We start from the raw sequence: 14735 nt of genomic DNA, 5'->3' as shown, positions 1-14735 counted from the left end.
GGTAGGGGTCTAAATATGGTTTAACCATGGGTAATAAATTAAGAACAAGGGAGTTGGGAATTTTTTGTATCTTGGAAATATGGAATTACCAATAGAAGCCCAGAATATAGTATACTGCGTTGTTTTTGTTTCAGCTGGCTTTGTTCTCGTCGCTTATTTGACGAGAAACAGTACAAATTTTAGAAGTAGCAGGAATAAAAAGGCCAGAAAACAGCATTAGAATTTACCATTCGCTAAGGGTCGGCATTTTAACCCAATGCTTGTTTTATTTATTGTTGTAGAATTCTATTGCCTTCATGTAATTTATAGCGCCTTGCATCGTTAAATCGTTAATGAAGCCATCGAGTTCTGGATGGTTGATTTTTGTCCAAGCTACCAATGAGTCTCGTTGTTTTGCCCACTGCTCCCAGTTTGCCGTTGGGCAGTTCAGTTCTTCAATTCTAGCTATTTTATCCTTATCAAAATAAATGGCATACCTGCAAGTCATTGGATTGTTCTGTAGAAATTTCAGTTTTGGAGAGTTCATAGTCACTGTTACAATAGGGTGTTCTGCATTGCTTTCAATTGAAACCAATTTGTATTCAGGTTTAAAAACCGAATCCCATTTAAATTTTTCGTAGAAACTCTCACGGGAATAGGGCATAACATAATCGCCCGAAATGCTTATTAGACTATCGGAGAGCGTACTTTTTACTAGATTATAATCTGAATTTTTAAAGCCTTCGTAGTAAGTAGTTATTTGTTGTGATTGCGTTCTTTTGTTTTCGGTACAACTTATACTCAGAATTAGCACACAAAGAAGTAGAAGACGGTTCATTAGGTTTTCGTTTGATGTTTGTTATTCTAAAAATCGCCATCCAGCGGCCAGACATTTGCCCATATATTTTGGTAGTTTAAACATAGCTAATTCGTCCGAAAACTCGCGCCCCGTATCTTTTTGGTAAGTGGAGTTGATGAGTCGTGTACAGGATCCGGTGGGGTAGGTGACATAATCAATCCCTAGTTTTTCGCATTCGACTAGTATGGCAAATTCCATGCGTACCCTCATTTTCTTGGAATCATTTCCTCCTTCACACAGTACCACCTTATCTATGGTTTTACTTTGAAGATAACTAGCAAAACTAGCTTGAAAGGCTATGATGTTTTTTATGGACATATCTTCTTTTGGAATGGAGAGCGGTTTTCCAAAATTTTCAACGCTATAGCTTTGTTGGTTTCCTTCTATTAGCAGCATGCCTATTGCATTGCTCATTACTTCTATGGATAGGATTTTCATAGTTTCTTTTTTGACCTTTTAGTTAAAGTAACTCTTTCATCAACTTCCGAATATCACCTACATGGCTCAGCTGTTCGAGCATGGCGTGATAGGTAGTAATAAAACGCCCGTCTTTGATAAGGTCTCCAAAGAGGGCTTTCTGCTTAATAAATGCTAAGGGATCGTACGCTGAGGCTGCTGCTGCTTCATGCAGTTCTGTCTTTAGGGTGTCGTTGATGTCCAACGCTGTTCCGTTTTGATCTGCTTGTTTGTCGCTATAATAACACCATGCCACAATGACCAAGGTGGCCAACTGGATGCTTCCGCCGGTAGCCAAATTTTCTTTTATGGTAGGGATTAAAAACTTGGGCAGTTTTGCGGAGCTTTCTGCACAGATACGGCTTACACTGTCTTTGATATTGGGGTTGGCAAAACGCTCCAACAGGCTGTCTTTGTAGGCCGATAAATCAATACCTTGAATGTCTCCTAGGATAGGCGTGGCCTCCGTATCTAGGAAGGCGCGCAGATAGGTTTTGAAAACTTCGTCCTCCACACATGCGTTTATGGTTGGGTGACCGTGAAGCGCTCCTAAGATTCCCAACACAGAATGACCGGCATTTAGCAAGCGCAGTTTCATTTTCTCATAAGGACCCACATCGGGTACAAACTGTACCCCTACTTTTTCGAAAGCGGGCCTGCCATTAGCGAATTTATCCTCTACCACCCATTGAATAAAGGGTTCGCAGGTAACGGGCCAAGCATCTTGTACACCATAAGTTTTCGCTAGGATTTCTATATCCGCTGGTGTCGTCACAGGTGTAATTCGATCTACCATGCTATTTGGAAAACAGACTTCTTTTGCGATCCATGCGGCCAAGTCCGCGTTTTGGGCCTCGGCAAAAGCGAGCAGCATCTTACGGGTAACATCGCCATTGTGTTCTAAATTATCACAGGATAAAATGGTCACAGCCGGTAAATCTGCATCGCGGCGTCTTTTTAAAGCGGCGGTTAAAAAGCCATACACCGTTTTAGGCTCATGAGGGTGCTGTAATTCGTGTTGGATATCCGGATTGTCAAAATCGAACTCTCCAGTAGTGGGATTAAAATTATAACCACCTTCGGTAATAGTTAGCGATATAATCTTGGTATCGGCAGCTGCCATGGTGGCAATTACGGACTCTTGGTCGGTCGTTCCCATTTTAAAATCTAGTATCGACCCCATGACTTCGAGCTCCATTTTTCCATCAGGGTGTTTGACCATCAAGGTGTACAGGTGGTCTTGGATTTTAAAAATATCGTGAAGTGTGGCATCCGCCTCCCGTAAACCGACGCCACAAATTCCCCACTCCGAGGAGGCGACGTTTTTAAGTTGGTGTAGATAATAAGCGAGGTGGGCTCTATGAAATCCGCCAACACCAATATGTACGATTCCTGTTTTATCCCCATGCCGGGAATACATGGGTACGGGTAGATGCTCACCTATTTGTCTTAAATTTTCCTGATTGAGTTGTATTGGTTTTTCCATTGGTATGCTGCTATATTAGACTCGATAATAGCGATTTAAAGCTTCTGAGTGCTGTCTTGAAATTAAATATCTTTCATTATACCGTCTTTTAGGGATTACCTGAAGCGGTTCGCTTCCCACGTTTTAACGCCCAATAGGCCAACACGAAATAAACTAGGGTGCAAATGAAAGCATAGGTGTAAAAGAGTTCTCTATTTTCAATATAATTTGCTTGCGTAGCACTTCCGAAGAGCACATTGCAAGCCAAAATTAAGGTAGTGACCAAGGCTGCTATAGCGACAAATTTCAATCCTTTGGTGAATCCTGAAACGTCTTTTATATGTACAGCTTCATTTTCAGCTTGGGCTGCCTGAAATCGTTCTATAGTTTCCTTTCTTACCGCTTCTTCCTTTGCTTCTTCCGTGTAGGTTGCTTTCGCTCCATACCTAGAAGCGAGGAGCGTATAGACAGCGATGGTAAAAAACCAGGTAGGGATAAATAGGTAGTAGAAGGAAATTACATCTAAAGCTTGCAGACCAAAACCAAACCCTAAGCCCAAGCCCCAAGCCGCAACGGCAGGCGTGCTAAAGGTAAGTTTACGGTAGGAAGACCAATAGCGTGTAAAGCCAATTCTTGGAAAAATTTGATGTTCTGCAAACACAATGGCGCCCACAGGAACAACGAGTAAGCCTGCATAGGTAAGTAGCGGTAGAATTTGTGAAAAAACGAAAGGGAAACAGGCAATGGCAACGGTAACCAACCCCACGACAATAGTCGTTTTCTTGCGGGAATGGTTAAAAAAGATTGCCTGTGCGGCCAGACCTGCCCTATAAAGATTAGTGATGGCCGTCGTCCAACCTGCAACGATAACGATTACAAAACCGGACCAACCTAGTGCGTAATACGCCACATCGCCAGGATCCAGTTCTACGATGGATTTTCCTAAAATAACAGCGGCTCCGGCACCCATGATTCCGGCTGCGATCCATGCCACGTAGTGACCGAACATCATCCCGGTGCTAGAGGCGTATGCGTAGTTCTTCTTTTTAGCGTAGCGGAGTAGGGCCATATCAATTAAGCCGAAATGGGTGATGCTATTGGCGGCCCAACCGAATCCAATCACTTCAATCAAGCCAATTCCCGGTTCGCCGTCACTGTTGATGCCCGTCCATATACTTTGGTCTCCAAGCGATAAGATATCTGTCCAGCTAGAGGGTAAGGTTTTATCGAGAACATCGAGGGATAAAGCGGGGAGGAGTACCATGGCACCACTCGTAAACATCACAAAGAGCCAAGGTGCACAGATGCCTGAAAATTCGGAGACGGCATTAAAGCCATAAAGCGCGATGGAAACCACCACGATACCAACGGCTAACACAATCAGTATAAACCAGGCATTGGTAGGGTACCAGTTGAGTTGTGCAGGAATATCAAAGGCAAAGCGCACTGCTGATGACGAGACCGTTATCATTGCTGCCGAAATCACCGAAAAGATGATGACATTGGCCCAATTGTACAGCTTGGTCATGGAATCGCCCGCAATCTTGTTCAGATAGGTATAGAGACTCAAACGCGTTTCAACCGCAATCGGAGAGGTGATAAATCGCCAACTGAGTACTGCTAGTATATTACCAATCAATAGTCCTAGGATAATATCCATGGTTTTGGCGCCGAGGGCGACAAAAGTTGCCCCGATAACAAACTCGGTTGCTGCCACATGCTCCGCAGCATAAAGACCTGCAAAGTGTGTCCAATCGTGTAATTTATGTTTGGCTACGGGGAGTTGTTCTTCGTCTAGGTGTTGAAGTTCGTCGAAGTCATTTGAAGGTTTCATATAGTTGGTGGGTACAAAGTTAGAGCGCCTAAGGTACTATTTTTTTAAAGCTAGGATGGTATATTAGTTGGGTTACTGTTTTTTAACGGTTCTGTATTTGGGAATAGGAAGCCCAGACTATGGTAACCATTTATAAACTGGGATTGTTTTTCGATACTTTTTATAAACCAAGGGTTGGTATATAAAAGCTCTGTTTGCGACCTCCAAGTGTTTTTGCAACAGTAACGTAACATGTAAAAGCTAACAAGTAATTCCTCGTCTTGACCGAAGGCGAATAAAGTAGCCAACAATTTTTAAGGCCACTTACTGTTGCCTTTAGACTTAATTTTCACTCAAGTATTTATGCACCAAACTAATGGAAATCGCCCCTTCACCAACAGCTGAGGCAACACGGTTCATAGCACCATTACGTACATCACCAGCGGCAAAAATCCCGGAAACGCTGGTTTCCAGAAGGTAGGGCGGTTGTTCCTTTTTCCAAAACTGTTTGGCCAGTTGATGGTCGGTTATCGCACGACCGGTCAGTAAAAATCCTTTTTCGTCTTTCATAAAGGTATCGCCCGTCCATTCTGTATAAGGCTTTGCCCCGATGAAAATAAAAATCGCACGGGCATCATGTTCGGTTTCTGTTTTAGTTTGGTTATTTCTCAGCACCACAAACTGTAATTTTTTATCGCCTTTTGCTTCAATAATTTCAGTAAAGGGAAGTAATTCGATGTTTTCGGTATTCTCTATTTGGTCTATCAGATAGGAACTCATGGTAGCTGTGAGAGATTCTTTTCTGATGACGATATTTACTTTTTTGGCAAATTTGGAAAGGTACATAGCCCCTTGGCCGGCACTATTGCCACCACCAACGATATACACGTTGCCATCTTTACAGGTATGTGCTTCGGTCGTTGCAGCACCATAATAAACGCCGGCACCGGAAAGCTTTTCCATCCCCGTATTGTTTAATTTACGGTAATCGACACCGGTTGAAATGACGACCGATCTGCTCTTTACGTCATTGCCGTCGGATAATTTGATGATTTTGTAGGAATCCTTTACCTCGATACCTTCCACACCCATAGGCGACAAGAACTCAATACCGAAACGGGTCGCCTGCGTTATTGCTCTACGTGCCAAATCTGAACCGCTTAAGCCGTTCGGAAATCCTAAATAATTTTCAATGCGAGAGCTTGTTCCTGCTTGTCCACCAGGCGCTTTTCTATCGATTAGAAGGGTTTTTAATCCCTCGCTACCGCCATAGACCGCTGCGGCTAAACCTGCTGGGCCTGCACCAACGATGATAACATCATATAATTCTTCTTTAGCCTTGATATTTAAACCTAGTTTTTCGGCAACAGCTGTAATCTCTGGATTTTTCAAGACGTCCCCATTTTCAAAAAAGACCGCGGGTACATCCTTATCGGTCAGTTGATTACTTTGCATAAGTTCTTTAGCCGTGGTTTCGTTCTCAATGTTCAGAAATTGATAAGGAAACATATTCCCCGCTAGAAAATCCTTGATGTAGTGAATTTTTGGCGAGAAGGGATAGCCCACAATCCGTAGGCCGGTAAACGGTGGTTTGTAGTTGGCCGACCAATCTTGGAGCACGTCATCGATTATAGGAAATAATTTTTCTTCTGGAGGATTCCAGGGTTTCAGCAGATAATAGTCCAACTGTACCTCGTTTATTGCCTTAATGGCGGCATCGGTATCGGAATAGGCAGTTAACAGCACACGTTTTGCCTGCGGAAAGGAAACCATGGCAAGCTCCAAAAATTCAACGCCCAGCATTTCGGGCATACGCTGGTCCGATAAAAATAGCGCGACTTCCTCGCCTTTATTTTTTAAGGATACGACAGCTTCCAATCCTTCATTTGCGGAAGTGGTTGCCATAATCCGGTAATCATCACGGTACCGCGATCTCAAATCATTGCGGATAGCTGCCAGTACTTGTGGGTCGTCATCGACCGTTAAAATAATTGGTTTTTTCATTACTTGGCTGAGGTATTTTGTTTAGTTATTGGCAAACAGACTTCAAAGATGGTTTCTCCTTGTTTGGAGGTGGCTTTTAAGTTTCCGTTGTGCTGCTTAATGATTTTCATCGCTATATCCAGTCCCATTCCAGTGCCTTGACCTATTTCCTTGGTAGTGAAAAAGGGTTCAAAAATGCGGTTTAGATGTTCTTCGGAAATTCCGTGCCCGTTATCTTTTATCCAGGTATAGACAAAATTACCTTTGGTTTCTGTGCTGATTTCAATGACTCCTCCTTTTTGTGGCAACGCATCAATGGCATTGTCTATTAGATTAGTCCACACTTGATTGAGTTCGCCGGGCATTCCTTTTATTTTAGGGACGGTTTTACTAAAATTAGATATGAGGGTATGTCCCTTTTTTTCAATTTTATGGTTAAGAATATTCAAAGTGCTTTGGATGCCATTATGAATGTCCAACAACTGAAAATCGGCACTTTGATCCATATACGAATAGGTCTTTATGGATTGTACCAAGGTTTCTATTCTACCGGATGCTTCTTTAATATCCGCTACCGTTTTTTCGGTGGTCATATTTTGAACAATCCATTTGAGAATAGGGTTAAAATCTTCCTCCCGTAATAAACTTTTGACATGATTGAGGTCATTGGTGTCAAATTGATATTCTACCAGTAAAGGAATTAAATCGTATTTATCATCGAGCTGGCAATCCTGAAACCAATCTAGCAATTCATCCTCTAGTTCATTGCTTTCCATTAGGGTTAGCTGGTCCGATTTTTCGGCTAACTTTTTGAACATAAAATCGTTGATACTATCAACGATAGCATCATCTAACTTAATTTTGATTACATTTTTAAAATGCTCCGGCAGGCCCATTAAATGCGTTTGCAACAGATCAGCGCTGCGCACCATTGCCGATGCAGGATTGTTAAGTTCATGCGCCAGCCCCGCGGACAACTTTCCAAGGGCAATCAGTTTTTCGTTCTGAACTTCCGTTTGGGTCATGTTCCTGATACGGTTATTCATTTCGTGAACTAGAACTTCCGTAAGTTCGTAATGCTTTAGAATCATCTCCTGCAGTTTTTCCCTAGATAATTTACCGACTAAGGAATCCTTTAAAGCTACTGCATATCCTCCTGCAACAGTTGCTCTGGAATAAGGCAATAATCCCGAAACATCCATTGTGTTTAAACGGGTAAATGCTTTTCTGGTATTATTTTGAAGGATGTATATCTGAAATTCTCCTTTGAAAATTAGTAAAAGTTCATCAATAGGATTCCCTTTCTCAAACAGAAACTGCCCTTCGGGTATTTCTAGGATTTCTAGATTATCATTGAGCCATACCAATTGTTCTTCGGGTATAGATTTAAATTGAGGAAATTTTTTAAGTTCTGCTATCATTGCTTAAGGATTTTGTTTCCCGTTATTTGCTCTCTCGCGATTCAAAATAAGTTATTCGTTTAAAACCCTTGTCCGCTAATTTCGGCCTTTTCTAAAAAACGATTTAATTCGCCAATACTTGGGGTCTTCTGGAAACTACAGTACGCTAGCCTATAAAGCACGTATTTCGGCCTCTGTTACGGTAAAACTAGTAGGATGGTGCCAATTTCGGCATAGACATCCACCTCTTCCATATCAGCAAAATATCCGGATGTATTTGTACTTTATAAAACTCCCGTTATTTATTACTCGGTGATATATCTGATTTTTAAAAATTTGCAGATGATGATTACCGCGGTGGCTACTCCAAAAATGGCACAAATATTAACGAGTATGTGGTGTTGCATAGGCTTTGATTATGATTCTCTATAGCTCAAAGCACCTGACGGGCAAGCATCGATTTGTTTTATTAAAGCCTTCACCGAGGCGTTTTCAGGAGTAATCCAAGGTTTGGCCTTTGGGTCGTATACCTTTGGTAATGTTTTCACGCAAACGCCAGCATGAATGCACTTTTTGGGTGACCATATTACCGTTAAGTTGTCTTTTTGATACTCTTTAATTGGGTCCATAGTTATGATTTTAATACATCTTTGATATCGTTTAATTTTCTGAACATAGAATTCGCAAACGGACATAGCGGTAAAATCTTAATATGCTTTTCACGTGCCATTTCTACTATTTTATATAACATTTGTTTGCCTACGCCTTTACCCTTGTAGGTGGGTTCAACCTCGGTGTGGTCTATGATAATCATTTTAGTTCCGGCAATGGAGTAGGTCATCGTTCCGACTTTTAAATTATTCTCCTGTGCCATGGCATAGCCTTTGTTCTCTTCTTCTTTTAGTAGTATTTCCATAGGTAATTAGAACTTTATGTAACACCAGAAAACTCTAAAGACCTTCTAGCTCTTATTGATTAGGGTCTAGTAGAATTTTTTCCAATTTCCTTCGTTAATTATTGGCTGTATTTATCCTTCTCTAAAAATAATGAAATTACAGATTGTTTACTTCAATAATTACGTTATACTAAATTCGACCATATAGAGCGCCTATTCTGTGAATAAGGTCATGTGTCGTAGAAAAAAAATACCCTTGTTTCCAAGTGCTGTTATCTGCAGTGGGAGCGGGGTACAATCCCCCATCCGCCTCTTGCGAATAGGGATTCTCCTAATTCTTGGAACTTTTCATAAATTCATCGTCTCCTTGCTCCCGATTTAGGAAAGTCTTCTCTTTTAATTACCTCAAATTTTGTGCGTTAGATTCTTCATGTATCACCTCCCACGGTCTATACTTCACGGTATAACCTTAAGTAACTAGTTTGCTCTAGAAGTTGAATTTTTCTTTCGACAAGGTGGTGGTATCGCCTTTGTAGCACTTATCCTATGTATTGGAATACAGTAAGTTCCGATTTTCGTCTTAAAAGGTTGAGAGTTGAAAATTATGGTTCACAGGTTAAAGTCAATATGCGTTACCAATGAAGAAATGCGAAGATTCACAGATGAACTGATACTCTTATAATTAGTGAGAAGTTTAAGGAATAACCAGAAAAGGGATATTGATATTAATTATCATCTTCTCTATTACGGGTTCGCGCAACATTTTTTCTAAAAGACCATGCTCATTGTATGCCATTGCTAGTATATCGCTGCCCGTATGCGCTAGAAATACTTCTATGATTTTTGTTTTGCTGATAAAATTAGGTATCTGCTGAAAGGAATGTTCTACGGTGTTAAAACAGCCCAAGAGGGCATCTAAATTGGATCGTTGGAATCTATCTAACTCCTCCTCGTCATCTATATGCACTATTCTGATAGCAGCTCCATAAAGCCCTGCCATATATAATAACGGATTTAAGGCTTCTGCATCAAAGGTTTTTTTTAAATCTGTAATGAACGCAATTTCTTTTGGTATTGAAAATCCCGTATTTTTTGGAACTGTTAGTACTGGACATTTTTTCACAGTTTGGGATGCTTCGATAATATTATTTTCAAAAAAAACAGGGATACTACTCTTTTTGCCCTTGATACCCATTACGATCAAATCTATACTAAGTTCTTCGGTGAGTGAATTTATAACCCGCATCAATCCGTTCCTTTCGGAAATTAATTGATAGGTATGTTTTTGGTTATTTTGTTGCTTTTTGATTTTAAGTATGATATGGTTCAAACGGACCTTTGAATCTTCTTCAATTTTCGTTGAATTCTTTTTACCATCATCTTTTATTCGTTTGCTTTTGAAACCTTTCTTTTCGGTGAATACATGTAAAAGAAAGAAACTACATTCTTCATTTTTTAAAAGTTCTGTTGCGTAGTTGAGCGCGTGGAAAGCGTTTTTGGAAAAGTCCGTTGGAACAAGAATGTTTTGCATTGTATCAGTATTTTATGTGGTAGTAAGTTATCAAAACCTATTAATAAACGTGGGCTTTCCTTTGTTCAACATATTCTTTTTTCGGATTTAGTTAGATAAATATATACTATGGTTTTCTAATTGCCGATGACAATTATCAGGCATGTGAAGGTAGTATTAAAAAAGGAAGTTCAGAATACATACTCAAATGTTAACCAATGCTTTCGTTTATCACTATTTTAAAAAGGTTGTGCTTGTAATCTACAATGGCGTATAGGTCTATCTTAAGTTTTTCTTGAAAAGCATCAATAACCTTGGCTTTGAAATCAAATTTCTGTGCCACATATCAAGTGTGCTTAACCGTTTATAAATATCTTTTTTAGAGTTTTCTGTTCTGTTCTTATGTGGGTGTTTAAGAAACTTTTCTCTTTTCATTGCCTCGAATTTCGTTTCGTAGAATTCCACATGTACCACTTCCCATGGTCTATACGTAGCGGTATAACCTTTACGAGCTAGTTTGTTGTGGGATTTAAATCGTTCAATTAAAGAGGTAGTATAGCCTTTGTAGAACTTATTGTATTTTTTGGAATACAGTATGTAGACAACAAATTCCGGCATTGGTTTCTATAAAAAAAGCTCCCGTTGAGAGAGCTTTTAACTGTAGCGAGAGGGGGGCACAATCCCCCGTCCGCCCCCGGCGGATATGAATCCTCCCTATTTTAGAACTTTTCGCGAATCCAACATCTTCCAGCTCCTGATTTAAGAAACTTTTCTCTTTTCATTGCCTCGAATTTCGTTTCGTAGAATTCCACATGTACCACTTCCCATGGTCTATACTTAGCGGTATAACCTTAACGAGCTAGTTTGTTGTGGGATTTAAATCGTTCAATTAAAGATGTAGTATAGCCTTTGTAGAACTTATCGTATTTTTTGGAATACAGTATATAGACAACAAATTCCGGCATTGGTTTCTATAAAAAAAGCTCCCGTTGAGAGAGCTTTTAACTGTAGCGAGAGGGGGGCACGATCCCCCGTCCGCCTCCGGCGGATATGAATCCTCCCTATTTTAGAACTTTTCGCGAATCCAACATCTTCCAGCTCCCGATTTAAGAAACTTTTCTCTTTTCATTGCCTCGAATTTCGTTTCGTAGAATTCCACATGTACCACTTCCCATGGTCTATACTTAGCGGTATAACCTTTACGAGCTAGTTTGTTGTGGGATTTAAATCGTTCAATTAAAGAGGTAGTATAGCCTTTGTAGAACTTATCGTATTTTTTGGAATACAGTATGTAGACAACAAATTCCGGCATTGGTTTCTATAAAAAAAGCTCCCGTTGAGAGAGCTTTTAACTGTAGCGAGAGGGGGGCACGATCCCCCGACCTCCGGGTTATGAATCCTGAGACATTTGTGCCTTTATGGTCTTAAATGGTTTAATAATCAACTGTTTATGAGTTATTTATGTTTTATGATATAAGAGTAAAAACCATCAAATAACATAAAAATACACAAAATGTTGTACATATGTTGTACATAGATTTTGTATATTTATGTATGAAATCAAAAGGATATGGCAACTGTTAAGATTGTATTGAGAAAAAATTATCAGAAGAAGGACGGAACATATCCAATTGTTTTGAGATTAACCAAAGATAGAAAGTCAAAATTTTTATTTACTGGAGAGTACATTCTAGAAAAAGATTGGGACGAGATTAAAGGTTTGGCAAAAAAGAGCCATCCTACTTCTTCAAGACTTAATAACATGTTATTAAAGAAGGTTACCGAGGCTCATGATATGGCTTTGATGGTCGAAGCTGAGGAAAAGAAACAAACCGTTTCAACCATAGTAAGAAAAATTGTTGGAGAGGATCAATATGATTTTTTCAAAGCGAGCGAAGTATTTCTTTCAAATCTTCTCAAAAGAAAAAAGTTCAATCAACATTACAATCAGGAAAAAAGATTGGATATTTTCAAATCATTTCTCGGAAGAAAAGAACTTTCTTTTACCGATTTGGACGTCACCTTACTGAAGAGTTTTGAGGCATATCTTTTATATGAAAGAAATGTAGCTCCAAGAACAGCCATGAATTACCTTATGCTTATTCGAACTATATATAATTTTGCCCGAAAAGAATATCAGATAGATGACAGAAACTATCCATTTGGTAAAGGTAAAATCCAGATTAAGTTTCCCGAATCTGAAAAAATTGGGTTGAATATGGAAGAGGTTCAATTGCTTGAAACGGCTGATGACTTAACCCTCGCTCAACAACATGCGGTTAATGCATGGTTAACAAGTTTCTATTATGCAGGTATTCGAGTCTCGGATGTACTTCAACTCAAATGGTCCGACTTTATCGATAATCGACTTTACTATCGAATGGGTAAAAACAAAAAACTTGTTTCTTTGGCTAATCCTGAGAAAGTAGAATTAATATTGAATTATTATGCATCTAACAAAAATGGTAAGGATGATTTGGTTTTCCCTTATTTGAAGGGGACTAATTTAAGGGATAAAAGACATTTGACCATTCGGATAAAAACCATAACAAGAAACCTAAACCGGCGATTGGAAATTGTAGCCGAAAAATTGGGTATCGACAAGAAACTTAGCATGCATATTGCCCGCCATACCTTTGGCAATATATCGGGGGACAAAATCCCTATACAAATGCTTCAAAAACTATATCGACATTCCTCAATTACAACAACTGTTAATTATCAATCTAATTTTATGCATAAGGAAACTGACGATGCTTTGGAAAAAGTTGTGAATTTTTGAAATGGTTAGGTGGTTTTAACTAATATATTGACTTATAAACTGTTTTTGGCGAATAGACTTTGAAAAATTATTAAATTATATTATTGATTACTCAGTATTAATCGAACTAGCTGATTAAAAAATAATTCAATGCAAGTAGTCTGTCTACAAGAAGAAGCTTTTTATGCCTTATTTGATAAGGTAATTGAGCATATGGAAACTAAGCGAAAGGATAAACCCGCCAAATGGATTGATGGGGATGAGGCAATGGGCCTACTAAAAATAAAGTCCACAACTACTTTACAAAAATTGAGGGATGGTGGAAAAATCAGGTTTTCACAGCCTCAGAAAAAAATAATTATTTATGATCGTGATTCGATTAATGAATATATCGAAAAACATGCACGCGAAACTTTTTAAATTATGAGCGCACAAACGAAAACTGACAATGAATATTTGGAGGCATTCAATCTTGGCTATGAATTAGCTAAGGAATTGAACTTGAAGTCGCCAATGTTTGAAGTAGTAGATTCAAGGAATAGCCGAATGGTAGCAATGCATTCAGGAATGATTGAGTTCAATAAAGAAATTGCAGTTCGACATGATATTGCTGAAAATAAACTTAACAATTTGAAAAACAGTCAAAATACAGGTGAAAAAGGAGGATTTGAGTTGTCTATTTAGAACAAGAGTCCAATACGAACATTTTTTTTCAGATATAATACTTTTTCATTATTGTTATTACACATCGCTTTATTTAGTAATTAGTTTTTTCTCGATTTATATGTTTTTAGTTAGTACGTATTGGTAGTACTAATGTAAAATACATTATTTGGCAAACTCTTAATTATCGCACCCCTGTAATTTTATATCATTCCGTTTTAATCCTATCCCAGTATTATATTTTAATTAATCTCAAGGTTGAGAAAGAGCTAAGTAGATCCTAGATTACTTCTGTCTATTTGATTGTTAATTTAACCAGTATTTCCATTCCAGTATATTTAAAATTTTAAAAAGTAGGTGTTTACCAAAATTACTAGTGCATATTTATCTCTTTTTCTCTATAGCTTAGTCGTTTATATATTTTCTCTATCTTTAAAGATATATGATACAATTCAGGCTTTTAACAATTAAGATTTTCCCTTTAGGACTCTTTACCTTTTCAATATTACTGATGTGTTGTAGTTCGGATGATGGGATAGCAGTATCTGATAGAAGCAAAGCGCTATTGGGACAATGGAAATATGAATCTATCATGACAGACAAAGCCGTTGATATCAATGGAGATGGAACGGTAAATATAGATCTTTTCAATACTCAAGAGATAAGGCAATGTATCAAAGATAACCTTACCTTTTTTACTGAAATGGGAATAGCTGGCGAGGGAGACTACTCAATTAATGAAAACGGTTTGGCCTGTGATGAAAACGACCCTTTCTCAACAATCGAAAGTGATAATTATCAACTGGTCGATAATCATATTATTCGGTTTGAAACAAGAAACGACATGCGAATCATTGAAATGACAAAGTCTCAACTTGTCATTGAAACAAATAAGAGTCTTGGGGAGGAAAATGTCATCGTCACAATAATTTATGGGAAAAATTGAATGTT

General features: G+C 38.8%; 15 protein-coding genes and 1 pseudogene. 4 read left to right on the top strand and 12 right to left on the bottom strand.

Features of this window, described 5'->3' with window-relative positions; all coding sequences use genetic code 11:
• Positions 1 to 265: 265 nt before the first annotated feature.
• The 12 genes and pseudogenes from MS6x_RS01695 to MS6x_RS01640 all read right to left on the bottom strand — a co-directional run bounded on the left by MS6x_RS01695 (position 266) and on the right by MS6x_RS01640 (position 11672).
• Positions 266 to 817 carry a hypothetical protein gene (locus MS6x_RS01695; protein WP_482605053.1) on the bottom strand — a complete coding sequence of 184 codons (552 nt, stop codon included), beginning with the start codon at positions 815 to 817 and terminating at the stop codon, positions 266 to 268.
• Positions 818 to 838: 21 nt separating this feature from the next.
• A complete protein-coding gene (locus MS6x_RS01690; protein WP_482605052.1) occupies positions 839 to 1276 on the bottom strand; it encodes a DUF3010 family protein in 438 nt (145 codons plus the stop codon).
• Between the two features lie 22 nt (positions 1277 to 1298).
• On the bottom strand, positions 1299 to 2780 hold the full coding sequence (locus tag MS6x_RS01685) for a mannitol dehydrogenase family protein (protein ID WP_482605051.1): 1482 nt from the start codon (positions 2778 to 2780) through the stop codon (positions 1299 to 1301).
• 88 nt (positions 2781 to 2868) lie between these two features.
• On the bottom strand, positions 2869 to 4593 hold the full coding sequence (locus MS6x_RS01680; RefSeq protein ID WP_482605050.1) for a purine-cytosine permease family protein: 1725 nt from the start codon (positions 4591 to 4593) through the stop codon (positions 2869 to 2871).
• A 321-nt stretch (positions 4594 to 4914) separates the two neighbouring features.
• On the bottom strand, positions 4915 to 6576 hold the full coding sequence (locus tag MS6x_RS01675) for an NAD(P)/FAD-dependent oxidoreductase (protein WP_482605049.1): 1662 nt from the start codon (positions 6574 to 6576) through the stop codon (positions 4915 to 4917).
• Positions 6576 to 7976, bottom strand: a complete 1401-nt coding sequence (locus MS6x_RS01670) for a sensor histidine kinase (protein WP_482605048.1) — start codon at positions 7974 to 7976, stop codon at positions 6576 to 6578. The genes MS6x_RS01675 and MS6x_RS01670 overlap by 1 nt, the downstream gene beginning before the upstream one ends.
• A gap of 395 nt (positions 7977 to 8371) precedes the next feature.
• On the bottom strand, positions 8372 to 8584 hold the full coding sequence (locus tag MS6x_RS01665; RefSeq protein ID WP_482605047.1) for a (4Fe-4S)-binding protein: 213 nt from the start codon (positions 8582 to 8584) through the stop codon (positions 8372 to 8374).
• A gap of 2 nt (positions 8585 to 8586) precedes the next feature.
• Entirely contained in the window at positions 8587 to 8871 is a 285-nt protein-coding gene (locus MS6x_RS01660) for a GNAT family N-acetyltransferase (RefSeq protein WP_482605046.1), read from the bottom strand.
• Positions 8872 to 9544: 673 nt separating this feature from the next.
• A complete protein-coding gene (locus MS6x_RS01655) occupies positions 9545 to 10381 on the bottom strand; it encodes a universal stress protein (RefSeq protein WP_482605045.1) in 837 nt (278 codons plus the stop codon).
• Positions 10382 to 10639: 258 nt separating this feature from the next.
• Positions 10640 to 10978, bottom strand: coding sequence for a GIY-YIG nuclease family protein (locus MS6x_RS01650; RefSeq protein WP_482605044.1), 339 nt, complete (start codon positions 10976 to 10978; stop codon positions 10640 to 10642).
• Between the two features lie 101 nt (positions 10979 to 11079).
• Positions 11080 to 11325 (bottom strand): annotated as a pseudogene (locus tag MS6x_RS01645) (GIY-YIG nuclease family protein).
• Positions 11326 to 11426: 101 nt separating this feature from the next.
• Complete coding sequence (locus tag MS6x_RS01640) at positions 11427 to 11672, bottom strand: GIY-YIG nuclease family protein (protein ID WP_482605043.1); 246 nt, start codon at positions 11670 to 11672, stop codon at positions 11427 to 11429.
• Between the two features lie 258 nt (positions 11673 to 11930).
• Between MS6x_RS01640 and MS6x_RS01635 the strand changes: the two genes are divergently transcribed.
• From MS6x_RS01635 to MS6x_RS01620, 4 genes are all read left to right on the top strand, one after another.
• On the top strand, positions 11931 to 13142 hold the full coding sequence (locus tag MS6x_RS01635; RefSeq protein WP_482605042.1) for a tyrosine-type recombinase/integrase: 1212 nt from the start codon (positions 11931 to 11933) through the stop codon (positions 13140 to 13142).
• Positions 13143 to 13271: 129 nt separating this feature from the next.
• Positions 13272 to 13541: a helix-turn-helix domain-containing protein gene (locus MS6x_RS01630; protein ID WP_482605041.1), complete on the top strand. Its 270-nt coding sequence runs from the start codon at positions 13272 to 13274 to the stop codon at positions 13539 to 13541.
• A gap of 3 nt (positions 13542 to 13544) precedes the next feature.
• Positions 13545 to 13805 (top strand): hypothetical protein, encoded by a 261-nt coding sequence (locus MS6x_RS01625; RefSeq protein WP_482605040.1) that lies wholly within the window; start codon positions 13545 to 13547, stop codon positions 13803 to 13805.
• Between the two features lie 421 nt (positions 13806 to 14226).
• A complete protein-coding gene (locus tag MS6x_RS01620) occupies positions 14227 to 14730 on the top strand; it encodes a hypothetical protein (protein ID WP_482605039.1) in 504 nt (167 codons plus the stop codon).
• The last annotated feature ends 5 nt before the right edge of the window (positions 14731 to 14735 follow it).

The organism is Maribacter sp. MS6, assembly GCF_056839185.1.
This window is presented reverse-complemented; position numbering and strand designations above follow the sequence as displayed.